Consider the following 16,899-nt stretch of genomic DNA (forward strand, 5'->3'; position numbering starts at 1 on the left):
CGACAAGGAGAACCGGGTGACCGAGGAGTCGGCGACGGTCCGAGATGCCTGCGCCACGCAATTGGAGAAGACAGCACGATCCCTGGGACTGGGGGTCGACGGTACGGAATTCGTCGCGACGTTCCGCGCCATGACCGACCACTGGGGAGCCGCCCGTACGGGCGATCTCCCCCTGTCGGACGTGTCGCCCGACGGGTCGCCGGTGGAGTACGCCGTCGACCTCAACGGGGACAGGCCCGCCCTCCAGTTCGCCATGGAGCCACTGACCGTGGGCGTACCGGCCCGTGACCCCGGCGCGGCACGGGCGCTCATGTCGCTGCTCGCCGAACGTCACGGCGCCGGCACGGCCCGGTGGTCGGCCGTCGCGGACCGGCTCCTGATCGACGACGCCCTCGGGCCGCACGTCTCCATGTACGGCGCCGAGGTGCGTCCCGGCGCCCCGATCCGGTTCAAGGTCTGGTTCTACCTGGACGTCACCGGCCCGGACGGCGTGTTCGACCTGCTGTACACCGCACTGGACCGGGTGGGGGCGAGGCATCTGTGGCCCTTGGTCCAGAGCCATGTCCACCGGCCCGGGTACGACGTGCCCTTCCTGCTCTCCCTGGATCTGGCCGACGACCCCGAGGCCCGGGTGAAGGTCTACTTCCGGCACTTCGCCGCCGACGCCGAGGAGGTGGCGGCCGTCCTCAAGACCTACCCGGGATTCGAGCCGGGCGAGGTGCGCGCCGTGTGCAGGACCATGACGGACGGGCGCCGCCACTTCACCGACCAGCCACCCGTCACCTGTCTGTCGCTGTTCGACGTGCAGACCCCCGAACGGCCCCCGGCCACGCTCTACATACCGCTGTGGACCTACGCGGAGCACGACGGCCAGGTCCGCCGGCGCGTCCACCGGGTCCTCGCCGCACACCCGCGGGCGCTGCGCCGCTACGACAACGTGCTCGCCGGGCTCGCCCACCGCGCACTCGACGAGGGGACCGGCATCCACAACTACTTCTCCTGGCAGCCGGGCCGCTCCCGCCCTCGCGTGAAGGTCTATCTGTCACCGGAGATGCACGACGTGAACCCACCGCCGCTCGGTGCGGGCCGACGAGATCACCTCGCCGGCCGCCCCACCGCGGGAGGAAGGACCGAATGAGGACGCCAGAGCATCCGGCTCCGCTGCGCACCGCCGTCGTGGGGACGGGGAACATCGGAACCGATCTGCTGCTGAAGATCGAGACATCACCGCTGCTGACATGTGTGCTGTTCGCCGGCCGGCGGGCCGAATCACCCGGCCTCGAGGTGGCTCGCGGCCGAGGGGTCGCCACGAGCACCGACGGCATCGAGGCGGTCGTCGAGGCCGGGGACGACATCGACTTGGTGTTCGACGCGACCTCCGCCGCCGACGCCACCCGTCACTGGGACCTCGTCGAGCCACTGGGGCTGCCGTTCATCGACCTCACACCGGCCAACCGGGGCACGTTCTGTGTGCCGGCCCTCAACCTGGAGGACTGCGTCGAGGAGCAGTACCTCTCCATGGTGACCTGCGGCGGGCAGGCGGCCGTCCCGATGGCCCAGTGCATCACGCGCGTCGCGGGCCACGTCGACTACCTGGAGATCGTCTCGGCGAGCGCCTCGGCCAGCGTGGGCCCCGCCTCACGGGCCAACCTGGACGAGTACGTGCACACCACGGAACAGGCGACCAGCGAGTTCTGCGACGCGACCCGGACCAAGACCGTGTTGATCATCAACCCGGCCGACCCGGGCATCGTCATGCGCAACTCCATCGCCGTGTCCACCACCGAACGCGTCGACCTCGACGCCCTGCGGGACGCGGTCACCACGATGGAGAAACAGATCCGTTCCTACGTTCCCGGCTACCGGGTCGTGGTGCCGCCGGTCGCCACCGGAGACCGCTACATGCTCACGGTGGAGGTCGAGGGGCGGGGCGACCACTTCCCGCGCTATGCCGGAAACCTGGACATCATCACCTGCGCCGCCGTCGCCGCGGCGGAGGCTCGCGCCGGGCGGGGGCGGTCATGAGCGGCACACTCCAGATCTGTGACACGACGCTCAGGGACGGCAACCACGCCGTCGGCCACCAACTGGGCGCCCAGGACATCGGCGCGTACGCGCGGGCCGCCGAGGCGGCGGGCGTGGACGTCGTCGAGGTCGGGCACGGCAACGGTCTCGGCGCCTCCTCCATCCAGGTCGGCATCGCGGCCATCAGCGACGCGGAGATGCTGCGCGCCGCCAAGGCCGAACTGCGCCGCTCCCGGCTCGGCGTGCTCTCCATCCCCGGCTTCGCCAGCATCGAACGCGACCTCAAGCCCGCCCTCGACTGCGGCGTGGACGAGGTCCGGGTGGGCGCCCACTGCACCGAGGCCGACGTCACCCGCCAGCAGATCACGATGCTGCGGGCCATGGGCGTGACCGTGAAGGGCATGCTGCTGATGAGCCACATGGCCTCGGCGAAGAAGCTGGTCGAACAGGCACAGCTCATGCAGGACTACGGCGCCGAGGCGGTCGTCCTGATGGACTCGGCCGGCGCCTACACCCCGCGGAAGGTACGGGAGAAGGTCGGCGAACTGGTCGACAAGCTCGACATCGCCGTCGGCTTCCACGCCCACAACAACCTCGGCCTGTCGGTGGTCAACAGCATGACCGCGATGGAGGCGGGGGCGACCATCGTGGACGTCACGGCACGGGGTTTCGGAGCGGGGGCGGGCAACGCGCCGATCGAACTGGTCGCCGCCAACCTCCACGTCGAGCAGGCGGAGACCCGGATCAGTCTGTTCGGCGCCCTCGACGCGGCGGACACGGCCGAGGAACGGTTTGTGAAGCACGTACCGACCAACGACAGCGTCACCATCGCCAGCGGTATCGCCGGGGTGTTCTCCGGATTCGCGGCGCCGGTGCGGCGCGCGGCCCGGCGCTTCGCCGTCGATCCCCGCGAGATCCTCCTCGAACTGGGCGAGCGGCGGGTGGTGGCCGGCCAGGAGGACACCATCATCGAGGTCGCCATGCGACTGGCCGCCGAGCGGACGCCCGGGGATCTGCCGCCACACACCTCCGCCGACCACATCTGACGGGCCACATCCGACGGCCCGCATGTCGACAGGCCACATCCGACAGGCCACATCCGACGGGCAAGGAAGAAGGAACCATGCAACGGCACACCCCGGACTCCGTGGCCGACGCGGCCGCGGTCGCCGCACTGCTGCAGATCGGCGCCGAGATCGGGGCCGACCAGGTCCTGGACTCCGGTGGGACGTTCACCGCCCCGGAGATGGCCAAGGCGGCCGGCGTCCCCCTCGACGGCGTCACCGCGTACCTGACGGCGCTGCTCGCCGCCGGTCTGGTCGTGGAGACCGACGTCCCGGGCGAATTCCGGGCGGCCGCCGACTACCCCGACCTGCGTCACCAGGCCGGCTACGTGTCCTGGGCGATGAACGCCAACGGCCCCTTCATCGACCATGCCCGCGCGTTCCTGACCGACCCGGCAAAGGCCGCCCGCGCCCATCGGCGCGACGGACGCCGGGTCGCGGTCAGTTCACGATGGATCGGCGAACGCGCCTTCTATCCGCAGCTCGTGGAACAGGTCGTGGCGTCCGGCGCGCTCCGGGTGACGGACCTCGGCGCCGGCTCCGGCGCCCTGCTCATCGACCTGCTGCGGGAGAATCCGGCACGCACCGGCACGGCCGTCGACATCAGCGGCGCCGCCTGCGCCGCCGCGCGGGAGGCCGCCCTGGCCTCCGGGGTGCACGAGCGCCTGACGGTGATCGAGCGGCCCATCGAGTCACTGGCCGACGACCCGGGGCCGGTCGCCGGCGCGGAAGCCGTCCTGGCCTGCTACGTCATGCACGACATCGTCGCGGACGACCGCACGGCCCGGAGCGTTCTCGGCGCCCTGCGCGACGCGCTCGCCCCCGGCGGATTCCTCGCCGTGGCCGATGCCGTCTCCTACGCGCCACAGCCCGAGGAGCGCAGGTTCAGCGCGCTCTTCACCTATCTGCACTCCACCTTCATGAACGTCCGTCTCCCCACCGAGCAGGAGTGGTCGGACAAGTTCGCCGCGGCGGGCTTCTCACGGACCAGGACCGTGCCGATCGGTCTGCCCGGGGGCCGGCTCTTCGTGGCGAGCCGATGACGACCGCCGTTCGGACCCTCCACCGCACCCTCGCCGCCGAGCTGTGGAACGCCGCCAGAGACCGCCGGCCGGTGCCGCCCGTGTCGCTCCGCCACCCGCGACTCGGTCTGGCGGACGCGTACGCGATCCAGAACGAGGTGCGTGCGCTCGATGTGGCGGACGGTGCCGTTCCGGCCGGGCTCAAGATCGGAGCCACCAGTGCGGCGATCCAGCGGATGTTCGGCATCGACCATCCCGACTTCGGCTACCTGACCGACCGGATGCTCCTGCCCGACGGCGTCCACCTCGATCTGCGGAGGTTCATCTCACCGAAGGTCGAGGGCGAGATCGCCTTCCGGATGGCGCGCGACCTGAGCGGCCACGACGTCACGGCCCGGGACGTGCTCGACGCCACCACGGAGGTCTGCCCCGTCCTGGAGGTGCTCGACAGCCGGATCGAGGAATGGCGGATCGGCCTGGTGGACACCGTCGCCGACAACGCCTCCTCCGCCGCAGCCGTGGTCGGCCCCGGCGTCCCACCGGACACCACCGACCTGGCGGCGGCACGGATGGTCCTGCGCGGCGGCGACACCGAGTGCATCGGCGCCGGCTCGGCGGTCATGGGCCATCCGGCGGAGTCGGTGGCCTGCCTGGTCCGCATCCTGGCGGGCTTCGGCACCGGCATCGCGGCAGGTGACCTCGTACTGGCCGGTTCCTGGTCCGGCGCGGTGGACCTGCTGCCGGGCCAGGAGGTCCGCGCCGCGTTCGGCGCCCTGGGCTCGGTGTCCCTCAGCACATAGGGCGCCGGGGCCGCTCCGGCCGACGGGGCCTCAGCGCGCGGGCGGCGTGGGCGTCCCCGGTGTCACATCGCCCCGCTCCGCCCCGGGGTCGGTGGAGTGGTGGCGGGCCGCGGCGTGGCCCGCGCCGCGGCCGGTCGCGTGGGAGGTGATCAGTCCGTCGCGGACCCGGACGGCGATCTCGGTGAGATCGTCGGCCGAGGGGTGGCCGAGGGCTGCCGGGACCGTGCCGGTGTCGTCGAACACGACGCGTGCCCGGGGCAGCCGGTCGGCCGTGAACACCCGGCGCAGACAGCCGACGAGGTCCACGATCCGGAGCCGGGCGAGTCGGCCGATCTCGGCGGGGTCGCTCGTGACGACGACGATCGTCACCTCGTCGTCCCGCCGCGCCGAGCGCATCGCGTCCTCGGCCGCGGACAGGCGCCCCACGCCCAGCACGACGACCACCCCGTCGTCACCGAGGTCGACCGGCCCGCCGGTGATCTCGTCGCGCAGACCGCCCGGCGGCACCCACGGGGCCTCGGTCGAGCGCGCCGGAGCGACGTAGGGCAGATGCGGCGGCTCCGGGGCGTCGCCGAGGGCGATACCGGCGAGGTGCTCGGCCGCGCGCGCCAGGTCGAAGGGGTCGCCGACGCCGGGGGCGTTCTCCGCGAGGCCGGCCGCGCCGTGGAGCAGCGTCAGGGCCAGCCCGGCGGGCCGCACGGTCCCGGCGCGCAGGGCGGAACGCGGCTCGAGTGCCAGCGCGAGCAACAGTGCCTCGAACCGGACGAGTTCCGCGAGCGCGGCCCGCGCCGGCTCGGTGCCCAGCACTCCGGACAGCGAGCGCAACTGCAGATGGCCGCTTCCCGGGGTGTCACCGAGGAAGGGCAGCCTTTCCAGCCATACCCGGGCGAACGAGCCGAGCGCCTGTCCGACGGAGTCGGGGGATTCGGCCGGAGGCTCGGCGGCGTCCCGCGCCCGTTCGGCGGCGTCGACCAGTACCGCGAGGTAGAGCGCGCGCTTGCCGGTGAAGTTGGAGTAGACCGCCCCCCTGGTCAGCTCGGCCCGCTCGGCGATCCGGTCGATCTTGGCCTCGACGTAGCCGAACTCGGCGAACTCCTGCCGGGCCGCGACCAGCACCGCCGCACGGGTCCGCTCCTGCTGCTGTGCGCGGGTCAGTCTCGCCATCGTGTTGCCCCCTTCGGCTCCTGGTGTGCCATGATACAAGCAGCATCCGGATGATGCCGGTATCTGGAATACGCGAACATCGGAGTTGGGCCGTGGGTGACAACGGGTTCGGGTTCGAGGTCGAGGGGCTGATCAAGTCATTCGGCCGGACGGCGGCCGTCGACGGAGTGAGCCTCTCCGCTCCTCGCGGGCACGTACTGGGACTGCTGGGGCCCAACGGCGCCGGCAAGACGACCGTCGTCCGTGTGCTGGCGACCCTGCTGCGCCCCGACGCGGGAGAGGTGCGCGTCGCCGGAATCGACGCCCGGCGGGATCCCGCCCAGGTCCGTCGGCGCATCGCGTTGTCGGGGCAGCACACCAGCGTCGACGAGGAACTGTCCGGGCGGGCCAACCTGGTCATGATCGGCCGGCTCCTCGACCTCAGGCGCGGCGACGCCCGCCGACGGGCCGGTGAACTGCTGTCCCGCTTCGGTCTCGAGGACGCGGCCGACCGATCCGTCGCCACCTACTCGGGCGGCATGCGCCGCCGCCTCGACCTCGCCGCCGGCCTGGTCGGCCGGCCCGAGGTCGTGTTCCTCGACGAGCCGTCGACCGGACTGGACCCGGGCAAACGCGACGAGTTGTGGCAGATGATCCGAGGGCTCAGCGAGGACGGCGTCACGGTCCTGCTCACGACCCAGTACCTCGAAGAGGCCGACGCCCTCGCCGACGGCATCACCGTCATCGACCAAGGGCGGGTGATCGCGTCCGGCACGCCCACCGACCTCAAGCGCCGGATCGGCGGGCACACGGTCGTCCTCCGCCCGGCCGACGCCGCCGACCTCGACCCCGCCGCCGACGTCATCGCCCGGGTCGCGGGCCGGGAGCCCGACCGCTCACGCCGTCACGAACTCGTCGTGCCGGTCGCGGGCGACGCCGAGTTCTTCGAGATGACCGCTCGGCTCCGGGACCTCGGCATCGAGGTCGGCGAGATCGCCTTCCGCCTGCCCAGCCTCGACGAGGTCTTCCTGTCCCTGACCGGAGCCCCCACCGCCGACGCCAAGGACGCAGCATGACCACCGCCCTCACCGGCACCGACCGGCCCCGACGTCTCGCCACCCTCCGGCACAGCGCGGTGCTCGCCCAGCGCAGCCTCCTCAAGACCACCCGCAATCCGGGTCCGATCATGAACGGCGTGGTCACCCCCGCGCTGTTCATGGTGCTGTTCCTCTATCTGTTCGGCCGCCCGGTCGCCGGCTCCACCGGCGAATACCTGCAGTACCTGTTCCCCGGAATCCTCGTCATGGGCGCCGGCCTGGCCGGAATGATCTCCACCGGGTCGGCCATCAACCTCGACCTGAAGAACGGCGTCACCGACCGGTTCCGCAGCCTCCCCATCAGCCGTACGGCACCGCTGCTCGGCTCCGTGACGGCCGACATCCTCCGCTATCTGATCGCCGTCGCGATCCTGTTCGTCATCGGCCTCTCCCTCGGATTCCGCGTCCACGGCAGCATCCCCGCCGCGCTGGGGGCGACCGGGCTCGCGATCCTGTTCGGGTTCTGCCTCAGCTGGGTCACCGTGTTCATCGGCGTCATCGTCAAGAGCGCCGAGGCCGTGCTGGCGTTCAGCTTCATCGCCTTCCTGCCGCTCCAGCTGGGCAGCAGCCTGGCCTCCCCGACCGACACCCTCCCCGGGTGGCTGGGGGCCTGGGCGGACATCAACCCCGTCACCCATGTCATGGACGCCTGCCGCGCCCTGCTGAACGGGACGCCGGACGGCGGAAGCATCGGCCGCACCCTGCTGTGGTCGGCCATCCTGTTCGTCGTCTTCTGCCCCCTCGCGGTCCGCGCCTACGGCCGCCAGGAATGACGACGACAGCCGACGAACCTCCCACGCCCCGCACCGCACGCCTGGAAGGACCTCCCCCCATGACCTGGCCCGAAGCCCGCGCGACGGACACCGGCCTGCTCGTGCTGCACGCCCTGCGCTGCGCCGGCACCATCAGCCTCGCCCGGCTCCACGCGATCACGGGGCTCGACGCATCCGATGCCGAGTCCGAGCTGATCGATCTCGGGGCCGACGGTCTGGTCACCCGCCTGCCCGGTGACATACCGGGGTGGAGCCTCACGGACGCCGGCCGCGCCGCGGACGCCGAACGGATCACCCACGAACTGGAGTCGGCCCGGGCCCGCGAGCGTGTGACGGCGGCGTACGAGCGGTTCCTCGTCCTCAACCCCGAGCTGCTCGACCTCTGCACGGCCTGGCAGCTCCGCCCCGTCGACGGCGTCGTGAGCGTCAACGACCACGGCGATCCCGACTACGACGCCCGGGTACTCGCCCGGTTCGCCGACCTGGACCGACGCGCCACCGAGGTCTGCGCCGAACTGTCCGCCGCCCTGCCCCGGTTCGGCCGCTATCGCGTCCGCCTCACCGAGGCCCTCGAACGTGCCGCCGCCGGCCAGTTGGAGTACGTGGCCGACAGCACCGCGTCGTACCACATCGTATGGGCGGAGCTGCACGAAGACCTGCTGGCCACCCTGGGGTTGCGGCGATGAGGTGGATCCGCGCGCTCTCCGCCCGGGTCGAGGAGACGGCGGAGACCCTGGGTGGCAAGGCACTCGGCCTGGTCGTCCTGCATCGGCTCGGCCTGCCGGTGCCGGCCGGGTTCGCCATCACCACGGAATGCTGCCGCGCCTTCCTGCGGGACGGGCGCCTTCCCGAAGGGCTCGACGAGGAGCTCGTGACGGCCGTGGCCGACCTCGAACGCTCCACCGGACGTGCCTTCGGGGGACCGCACAGGCCGCTGGCGGTGTCCGTCCGCTCCGGGGCCAGCGTGTCCATGCCCGGCATGATGAACACGATCCTCAACCTCGGCCTCACGGCCGAAGCCACCGAGGGCCTCGCCGCCGAGACCGACGACCGGCCGTTCGCGCTGAGCTCACGGCTGAGCTTCCTGACGAGCTTCGCCTCCGCGACCACGAACGCGGACGCCGCATCGGCCGCCCTCGCGGAGCGTCCCGGGCGGCAGGCCGAGAACGAGGAAGCGTCCCTGATCCAGTCGATCGAGGCGGTCGAGAACCTCGTTCTGCGACGAAGCGGCCGACCCGTCCCGGACGACGCCACCCACCAGCTCACACAGGCGGTCGAAGCCGTCTTCTCGTCCTGGGACGCACCACGCGCGCGCACCTATCGAGAGGTGAACGGCATCCCGCACGACCTGGGCACGGCCGTGATCGTCCAGCGGATGGTCTTCGGCAACCGCGACGGCCACAGCGGTACCGGAGTCGCGTTCAGCCGCGACCCCAACACCGGTGAGAACGTGCCGTTCGGCGAAGTCCTGTTCGGGCACCAGGGGGAAGAGGTCGTGTCCGGGAGATCGATGACCCGGCCCCTGCGCGAACTCGCCGAGCGGGAGCCGGACGTGTGGGCCGGGCTGCTCGACGCCCTGCGCCGGATCGAGGAGCACTACCGCGACGCCTGCTACGTCGAGTTCACCTTCCAGTCCGGTGAGCTGTGGCTCCTGCAGGTGCGGCCCGGCCGGTTCGTGGGGGGTGCCGCGGTCCGCGTGGCCACCGAACTCGTCGGCCAGCGGCTCATCGGACGGGAGGAAGCGCTGCTCAGAGTCTCACCGCTCCATCTCCGGCACGTGCGCACACCGCGCATCGCGTCCGCCGGGGAAGCCGACGTCCTCGCCCGGGGAATCGGCGCCTGCCCCGGTGTCGCCACCGGCAGAATCGCGACCACGGCGGACGGCGCGGTACGCATGGCCCGAACCGATCCGGTCGTCCTGGTACGCCCGGAGACCTCACCGAACGACATGCACGGCCTCGCCGCCGCCACCGGAATCGTCACCGCGCGCGGCGGGCCCGCCAGCCACGCCGCGGTCGTCGCCCGCGCCATGGGAAAACCCGCCGTCGTGGGTGTCGCCGGCCTCGTCGTCGACCACGACGGCGCTTCGGTGACGGCCGCAGGCCGCACCCTCCCGGAGGGCACGCTCATCACCATCGACGGCACCAGCGGCGACGTGGCCCTCGGCAGCCCCCGCGTCGTCACCGACGCCGCCGACGAACACGTCCACCGACTGCTCGCCTGGGCCGACGACGTCTCGGGCGACCACTCCGCCCGCGACGAGACCCAACGCCTCGAAGCGGCCCACAGGGCCCTGCGCGACCGCTGAACCGACCCCTTCCCGACAGGAGATCCACCATGGCAACCCGGCATGTGTACCTGGTACGACACGGAGCGGCCGACCCCTTCGGCACACTGACCGACGTCGGGGAGAGGCAGTCGGAGCTGGTCGGGAAGCGCCTGGCCGGCCTTCCGATCGACTCGGTCTGGCACTCGCCGCTGCCCAGGGCGGCGCACTCCGCGCGGATCGTGGGCGCCGCCCTCCCGGGCGCCGTCGTGCGGGAGGCGCCGGAGCTGGTCGATCACATCCCGCACGTACCGGTCGACGTGCCGCCGTCGTGGGCGGCGTTCTTCGACGGCTACGGCACCGAGGAAGCCGAGGACGCGCGCCGCCGTGCCGACGCCCTGACCGGCAGGTTCGCGTGCCCCGCCGAGACCGAGACGCATGAGGTCCTGGTCACCCACGCCTACCAGGTGGCCTGGCTGGTCCGAGACGCCCTGGACGCGCCGCCGGCGCGCTGGCTCGGCCTGAACTGCGGGAACGCGGCACTCACCGTGATCGAGTACCGCGACGGCACGGAACCGACGGTTCTGCTGTACAACGACATGGGCCACCTCCCGGCCGAGCTGCGGTGGACGGGGTTCGGAGCCGGCACCCGCCCGTGAGCCACAGCGCCGCGTGCGAGCGTGCCCGGGCTGCTGCCCGGTCACCGGGAGATCCCCGGACCCTGCCGTGTTGATGCCCGCACCAGCCTTCGACGCACAGCGATTCGAGCCGGGCAATCTGCCCGTCGCGAGGATCGGGCACCGCTCCGGCGTCGTGTGGTGCCGCCCCGGTTGCGCTTGGCGTAGGAGCCGGTCCGCGTCACCTCGGCCCCCGCCGCCAGGGTCTTGGGGTCGCAGCGTCCGCCGGGCGGGGTGTTTTGCTCTGGCGGGCAGCCACGGCTGGTGGCGGACCCCGAACTCGGCCTGCCGGTCTGGGCCTGCGGGGGCATCGGGCCGCAAATGGGCGCTGGGCATCAGCGACACCCTCGCCCTGGGCCTGATGACCGAGGCCATCGGCCTCGGCCGGCCGATCACCGCCCTGCCGCACTGGAACACCGCCCAGGATCAGCACCCGGCCGTCCCCGGCAGCCTGGCCACCCTCCGCGCGGCGGGCGTCCACGTGCTCCTCGGCGACGGCGGCTTCACCCCCCACCCGCCCCGCAAGGGCGACCTCGACGCCTACGGGTGGTGGGAGGGACAGCCTGATGCGTGCGGGAGTCTCGGCGCCGGGCGGCCCGTCGGTGACACGGGTCTGGAGTCAGCCGAGGAGGCGGACGGGCGCGCCTGCCAGGAACGCTTGGATGTCTTCGATGGCCTGGCCGTAGTACCTCTCGTAGTTGGCGCGGGTGACGTAGCCCAGGTGCGGAGTGGCCAGCAGGCGTGGCGCAGTGCGCATGGGGTGGTCTGCGGGCAGCGGTTCGGTGTCGAAGACATCGACCCCCGCGCCGGCTATGGTCCCGGCCCGCAGGGCGGACAGCAGGGCGTCCTGGTCGACGATGGCGGCCCGTGAAGTGTTGACCAGGTAGGCGGTCGGGCGCATCCGGGCGAGCTCGGCGGCGCCGACCAGGCCGCGGGTGCGGTCACTCAGGGCGAGGTGGACGGAGACGAAGTCGCTGCTCTCCAGTAGTTCTTCCTTCGTCGCCGCAAGCGCGGTGCCGGCCTCGTCCGTGCGTTCCTTGGTGAGGTTCTGGCTCCAGGCGATGACGTCCATACCGAAGGCCAGACCCACCTGGGCCACCCGGCTGCCGATCTTGCCCAGCCCCAGCAGGCCCAGGCGGCGGCCGTGCAGGTCCGCTCCGACCGTGGACTGCCACCGGCCGCCGTCCCGGAAGGCTTCGGCCTCGGGCACGATGCCCCGGGCCAGACCCAGCAGCAATGCCCAGGTCAGCTCCACCGGCGGAGTCGGAGAACTGGCCGTACCGCACACCGTCACCCCCTGCGCCCTCGCCGCGGCGTAGTCGATGGCCGAATTGCGCATCCCCGAGGCGACCAGCAGCCGCAGCCGCGGCAGGCGGGCGAGCAATGACGCGGGGAAGGGCACCCGCTCCCGCAAGGTGACCACAATGTCGAACTCCGCCAGGGCCGCGGCCAGTTCTCCCTCACTGCCGAAATGGTCGGGGAAGCTGACGACATCGACCTTCCCGGCCAGCGGCGACCAGTCGGCGATGGTGGTCGCTACGGACTGGAAGTCATCAAGCACGGCGCAACGTAGTGTCATGACTGCTCTTCTCCATCGGTAGTGTCGGCTGCAGCCGGGTCACCCCGAGACCGGGGCCCGAGCCCATTCATCGGACAGGTCGACGCCGAAGCGTCGCATCATGGTCTCCTGGATCATTCCTCCGCCCAAGCGGCCGCCGCATCCGCTGAAGACGAGATCCTCACTTCGGGATACGAGACTCCGGGCTTCAGCATGGCGTCGGGTGCTGCGAGGGCCGGGCGCGTCGTCGCCGGCGGCGCCAGTAAGCAGTAGGTACGGGAACAGCGGTGAGCTCGTTCGCCGGAACCTGGGATGGCAAACAGGCTCTCACGGCCGCATGCCCTTCACCGGCCAGGGTGGGCAGCGCCGCCGTGATGGTCGCGTGCCGGCGGGCCACATCAGCGGGCGGCACACGGCGCGCTCGCAGCCGCTGGCGCTCAAGACACACCTCGAGCGGCTCCAGCAGAACGAGAACCATGGTCTCTACGCCGTGGGCGGCCGCGATCTCCCGTACGGCGGCGCGGCGCTCGGGCTGACAGTGCGTGCCGTCCACGACCACCAGCGTGCCGGCCGCCAGGTGCGCGTCCAGCTCCGCCCATGCCCTCGCCAGCGCCTGCTCGCCGACCGGCTCCACGCCCGTGTCACCTTCGGCTCGGCGCTGGTGGTCGTCGTACGAGACGACGACCGCGCCCAGCTCGGCAGCGAGCTGGGCGGCCTTGGTGGACTTGCCGGAGCCGCTCGGGCCCATCACGATCAGGCACCGCCCCGGCCCGAACACACGGCGTACGGCAGAGATGTCCTTCGTCAGCACCGCGTCGGATTTCCCGTCATGCCGGGCTTCTTCCATGCAGTGTCCGCGAGCGGAGCCGACTGATCTACGCCTACGAGCTCGGGAGTTCCGGGCTGGACCTCGATGCGCAGCAGCGTGAGGAGGGGCGAGGAATCCGGCGGATCAAACAGCGGTGGTGGGGTGAAGGCCGGTGCCATGGTGGGCGCGCGCCTCGCGCAGGTAGGCCGTCAGGCGGTCGAGGGCGTGCGGAGAGCCGAGCAGCGTCGTGGCCAGGTGGCGGGCGACGACGGGTGAGTAGTGGAAGCCGTCGCGACAGGTGCCGGTGGCGAAGACCAGACCGGACAGGGAGCAGGTGCCGAGGAGGGGGAAGCAGTCCAGCGGGATGGGGCGGGTTCCCGACATGAGGTGCTGGATGCGGCTGAAGGCCAGGGTGTGGTCGATCTGCTCGCACGCCTCGCGCATGAGGGTGTGGGTGGAGCCGAGTTCGGGTCCGGTGATGGGGGTGGTGGTGACGGTGCGGGTCACGTGCAGGGATACGCCGGTGCCGTGGAGCATGGGGGGCACCGCACCGGGTGGCAGGACGCCGTCGGCCAGAGTGCCGCTGGTGGCGCCCGCGGCCAGGACGACGGTGCCGGAGGACAGGGTGCTGTCGTCCGCCAGCCGCACCCCGGTCACCGCCCCGGGGCCGACCAGCAGTTCGCGTACGGTGCCCGGCACCATGCGCACGCCCAAGTTGAGGGCGGCCGCTTCCAGGGCGGCCAGCAGGGCACGGGCGTCGACATACCCCCTCGCGCTCCAGCCGCAGGATGAGCAGCGGGCGGGCCTGGCTACGGGGTGCCAGGCCTTCCACGTCCCGGGGTGCGGCGCCGCCGCCTCCCAGGCAGGACAGCCCCGGCGAATTGCAGGACCCCACACCAGCGAACACCCCACCAGGGCCAGGGAACTCAACGCCACCGCTACACCGCGCCCACGCATCATGCATCCTCCAGGGAGACCCGAACCGCCACCGCCCCCTGCCTACCCGGGGCACCGCCGTCGGCACCGGTTCCCGCAGCGCGTGGACCGCGCACGCGCCGCCCGCGTACCACTCGTCTCACGAATGACTCATGGGGGTGAGCTGTTCGATGTCGTACCGGCGGCGGAGGGCAGCCGGAGGGCGCCGGACCGAAGGTCCCGGGATTGGATCCCGAGCGGCCCTCGCCCGCTCGGGGCGTGGCACTGACTCTGAGGAGAACGACAAGTACGGCACCGTCCAACCCACCGGAGGCTCATCCATGCGGGACGAAATGACGCCGACACCGGCCACCGGCCCGACCGACGCGGAGCTCCACGAACTGGACGCCCATTGGCGTGCCGCCAACTACCTCTCCGCCGGCCAGATCTACCTCCTGGACAACCCACTGCTGGCCGAGCCGCTGCGCCCCGAGCACATCAAGCCGCGCCTCCTCGGGCACTGGGGCACCTCACCGGGACTCAACCTCGTCCACACTCATCTCAACCGGGTCGTGCGGGCACGGGACCTGGACGTGGTGTGCATCTGGGGGCCGGGACACGGCGGACCGGCGGTGCTGGCGAACTCCTGGCTGGACGGCAGCTACGGCGAGGTCTACCCCGACGTCGGCCGGGACGCCGCGGGCATGGCCAAGCTGTTTCGCCAGTTCTCCTTCCCCGGCGGCGTCCCTAGCCACGTCGCCCCCGAGACCCCCGGGTCTATCCACGAGGGCGGCGAGCTCGGCTACAGCCTCGCCCACGCCTACGGGGCCGCGTTCGACAACCCGGGCCTGGTGGTGGCCTGCGTGATCGGTGACGGGGAGGCGGAGACCGGGCCGCTGGCCGCTTCGTGGCACTCCAACAAGTTCCTCGACCCCGTCCACGACGGGGCCGTGCTGCCGATCCTGCACCTGAACGGCTACAAGATCGCCAATCCCACCGTGCTCGCCCGCCTGCCCGAGCCCGAGCTCGACGAGCTTCTGCGCGGCTACGGCCACGCTCCGATCCACGTCAGCGGCGACGACCCCCTGCAGGTCCACCACGACATGGCCGTGGCGATGGACACCGCCCTCGACCGCATCGCCCTGCTCCAGCGCACCGCACGGGAAGAGGGCGTCACCGAACGCCCGCGCTGGCCCGTGATCGTCCTGCGTACGCCCAAAGGCTGGACCGGGCCGAAGGAGGTCGACGGCGTGCCCGTCGAGGGCACCTGGCGCGCCCACCAGGTCCCCCTCTCCGAAGTGCGCGACAGCCCCCAACACCTGCGGCAGCTGGAGGAATGGCTGCGTTCCTACCGCCCCGCCGAACTCTTCGACGAGTGCGGCCGGCCCCGGCCACAGGTCCTCGCCTGCGTGCCCGAAGGCCCCCGCCGGCTTGGCGCGAACCCCCACGCAAACGGCGGACTGCTGCTGCGCGAGCTGCCCCTGCCCTCCCTGGAGCACCACGCCGTGCCCGTCGACAAACCGGGGAGCACGGTGCACGAACCGACCCGGGTGCTCGCCGAGCTGCTCGAAGAGGCTCTGGAGGCCACGAGCGACCGGCGCGACTTCCGTCTCGTCGGGCCTGACGAGACCGCCTCCAACCGGCTCCAGGCCGTCTACCACGCGACGGGCAAGGCGTGGCAGGCCGCGACCGTCACCACGGACGAGCACCTCGACCGGCACGGCCGGGTGATGGAGATCCTCTCCGAGCACACCTGCCAGGGCTGGCTCGAGGGCTACCTGCTCACCGGCCGGCACGGGCTGTTCTCCTCCTACGAGGCGTTCGTGCACATCGTCGACTCCATGGTCAACCAGCACATCAAGTGGCTGAAGGTCTCCCGGACCCTGCCCTGGCGACGCCCCATCGCCTCCCTCAACTACCTGCTCACCTCTCACGTGTGGCGCCAGGACCACAACGGCTTCTCCCACCAGGACCCGGGCTTCGTCGACCACGTCCTCAACAAGAGCCCCGAGGTCGTCCGCGTCTACCTGCCGCCGGACGCCAACACCTTGCTGGCCGTGGCCGAACACGTGCTGCGCTCCCGCGACTACGTCAACGTCGTCGTCGCCGGCAAACAGCCCTGCTTCGACTGGCTCGACCTCGACGACGCCCGCGCCCACTGCGCCCGCGGCGTCGGCATCTGGGAATGGGCCGGCACCGAGAAGGCCGGCAGCGAGCCCGATGTCGTCCTGGCCGCCGCCGGCGACGTACCCACCCAGGAGATGCTTGCGGCGGCGAGCCTCCTGCGGCGCCACCTGCCACAGTTGGCCGTACGGGTCGTCAACGTCGTCGACATCGCCCGCCTGATGCCCCAGGAGGAGCACCCCCACGGCATGACCGACCACGAGTTCGACGCCCTCTTCACCCCCGACAAGCCGGTCATCTTCGCCTACCACGGCTACCCCTGGCTCATCCACCGCCTGGCCTACCGCCGCACCGGCCACCCCCACCTGCACGTGCGCGGCTACACCGAATCCGGCACCACCACCACGCCCTTCGACATGGTCGTGCGCAACAACCTCGACCGCTACCGGCTCGTCATGGACGTCATCGACCGCGTCCCCGGTCTCGCGGGACGGGCCGCGGGCGTACGTCAGGCCATGGCCGACGCCCGCACCCGCCACCACGCCTGGATCCGCGAACACGGCACCGACATGCCAGAAGTCACCGACTGGACCTGGCCGTAGACCGGACGACGGCATTCGATGCCGG

At 71.7% G+C, this 16,899-nt stretch carries 15 protein-coding genes; 11 read left to right on the plus strand and 4 right to left on the minus strand.

Translation table 11 applies throughout. From position 1 onward, the window contains the following. The first annotated feature begins 16 nt into the window (after nucleotides 1-16). The 5 genes from cymD (at nucleotide 17) to IE096_RS01260 (ending at nucleotide 4,911) form a co-directional block, all read left to right on the plus strand. Nucleotides 17-1,138: a dimethylallyltryptophan synthase CymD gene (gene cymD, locus IE096_RS01240; protein WP_189447482.1), complete on the plus strand. Its 1,122-nt coding sequence runs from the start codon at nucleotides 17-19 to the stop codon at nucleotides 1,136-1,138. After that, nucleotides 1,135-2,025: an acetaldehyde dehydrogenase (acetylating) gene (locus IE096_RS01245; RefSeq protein ID WP_189447484.1), complete on the plus strand. Its 891-nt coding sequence runs from the start codon at nucleotides 1,135-1,137 to the stop codon at nucleotides 2,023-2,025. Before cymD ends, IE096_RS01245 begins: the two co-directional genes overlap by 4 nt. Further along, a complete protein-coding gene (gene dmpG, locus IE096_RS01250) occupies nucleotides 2,022-3,071 on the plus strand; it encodes a 4-hydroxy-2-oxovalerate aldolase (protein ID WP_189447486.1) in 1,050 nt (349 codons plus the stop codon). The genes IE096_RS01245 and dmpG overlap by 4 nt, the downstream gene beginning before the upstream one ends. Nucleotides 3,072-3,148: 77 nt before the next feature. Beyond that, nucleotides 3,149-4,132, plus strand: a complete 984-nt coding sequence (locus IE096_RS01255) for a methyltransferase (RefSeq protein WP_189447488.1) — start codon at nucleotides 3,149-3,151, stop codon at nucleotides 4,130-4,132. Then, nucleotides 4,129-4,911 carry a 2-keto-4-pentenoate hydratase gene (locus tag IE096_RS01260; protein ID WP_189447489.1) on the plus strand — a complete coding sequence of 261 codons (783 nt, stop codon included), beginning with the start codon at nucleotides 4,129-4,131 and terminating at the stop codon, nucleotides 4,909-4,911. Before IE096_RS01255 ends, IE096_RS01260 begins: the two co-directional genes overlap by 4 nt. A 30-nt stretch (nucleotides 4,912-4,941) precedes the next feature. On the opposite strand, the gene IE096_RS01265 is transcribed toward IE096_RS01260, so the two are convergent. After that, on the minus strand, nucleotides 4,942-6,075 hold the full coding sequence (locus IE096_RS01265; protein WP_229819845.1) for a TetR/AcrR family transcriptional regulator: 1,134 nt from the start codon (nucleotides 6,073-6,075) through the stop codon (nucleotides 4,942-4,944). A 92-nt stretch (nucleotides 6,076-6,167) separates the two neighbouring features. On the opposite strand from IE096_RS01265, the gene IE096_RS01270 reads away from it, so the two are divergent. From IE096_RS01270 to IE096_RS01290, 5 genes are read left to right on the plus strand one after another with little or no spacing between them, the layout of a single operon-like run. After that, the gene (locus IE096_RS01270) at nucleotides 6,168-7,130 is read left to right on the plus strand and encodes an ATP-binding cassette domain-containing protein (protein ID WP_229819846.1); all 963 of its coding nucleotides are present in this window, start codon (nucleotides 6,168-6,170) and stop codon (nucleotides 7,128-7,130) included. Then, the gene (locus IE096_RS01275) at nucleotides 7,127-7,924 is read left to right on the plus strand and encodes an ABC transporter permease (RefSeq protein ID WP_189447493.1); all 798 of its coding nucleotides are present in this window, start codon (nucleotides 7,127-7,129) and stop codon (nucleotides 7,922-7,924) included. Before IE096_RS01270 ends, IE096_RS01275 begins: the two co-directional genes overlap by 4 nt. Nucleotides 7,925-7,983: 59 nt before the next feature. Continuing rightward, entirely contained in the window at nucleotides 7,984-8,610 is a 627-nt protein-coding gene (locus IE096_RS01280; protein ID WP_189447494.1) for a transcriptional regulator, read from the plus strand. Continuing rightward, nucleotides 8,607-10,232: a pyruvate, phosphate dikinase gene (locus IE096_RS01285; RefSeq protein WP_189447497.1), complete on the plus strand. Its 1,626-nt coding sequence runs from the start codon at nucleotides 8,607-8,609 to the stop codon at nucleotides 10,230-10,232. The genes IE096_RS01280 and IE096_RS01285 overlap by 4 nt, the downstream gene beginning before the upstream one ends. Nucleotides 10,233-10,261: 29 nt before the next feature. Beyond that, nucleotides 10,262-10,849, plus strand: coding sequence for a histidine phosphatase family protein (locus IE096_RS01290; RefSeq protein WP_189447499.1), 588 nt, complete (start codon nucleotides 10,262-10,264; stop codon nucleotides 10,847-10,849). A 637-nt stretch (nucleotides 10,850-11,486) separates the two neighbouring features. Here the strand turns inward: IE096_RS01290 and IE096_RS01295 are convergent. The 3 genes from IE096_RS01295 to IE096_RS01305 all read right to left on the minus strand — a co-directional run bounded on the left by IE096_RS01295 (nucleotide 11,487) and on the right by IE096_RS01305 (nucleotide 14,169). Continuing rightward, nucleotides 11,487-12,446, minus strand: a complete 960-nt coding sequence (locus IE096_RS01295; RefSeq protein WP_189447501.1) for a D-2-hydroxyacid dehydrogenase family protein — start codon at nucleotides 12,444-12,446, stop codon at nucleotides 11,487-11,489. Nucleotides 12,447-12,633: 187 nt separating this feature from the next. Continuing rightward, nucleotides 12,634-13,272, minus strand: a complete 639-nt coding sequence (locus IE096_RS01300; RefSeq protein ID WP_189447504.1) for an ATP-binding protein — start codon at nucleotides 13,270-13,272, stop codon at nucleotides 12,634-12,636. A 105-nt stretch (nucleotides 13,273-13,377) separates the two neighbouring features. Then, nucleotides 13,378-14,169 (minus strand): FAD-dependent oxidoreductase, encoded by a 792-nt coding sequence (locus tag IE096_RS01305; RefSeq protein ID WP_189447505.1) that lies wholly within the window; start codon nucleotides 14,167-14,169, stop codon nucleotides 13,378-13,380. 332 nt (nucleotides 14,170-14,501) lie between these two features. Here IE096_RS01305 and IE096_RS01310 point away from each other — a divergent pair, with 332 nt between their 5' ends. Further along, complete coding sequence (locus tag IE096_RS01310) at nucleotides 14,502-16,874, plus strand: phosphoketolase family protein (RefSeq protein WP_189447508.1); 2,373 nt, start codon at nucleotides 14,502-14,504, stop codon at nucleotides 16,872-16,874. Nucleotides 16,875-16,899: the final 25 nt, after the last annotated feature.

Source organism: Streptomyces abikoensis, from assembly GCF_014648775.1.
In the GTDB taxonomy this organism is placed as follows: Bacteria; Actinomycetota; Actinomycetes; order Streptomycetales; family Streptomycetaceae; genus Streptomyces; species Streptomyces abikoensis.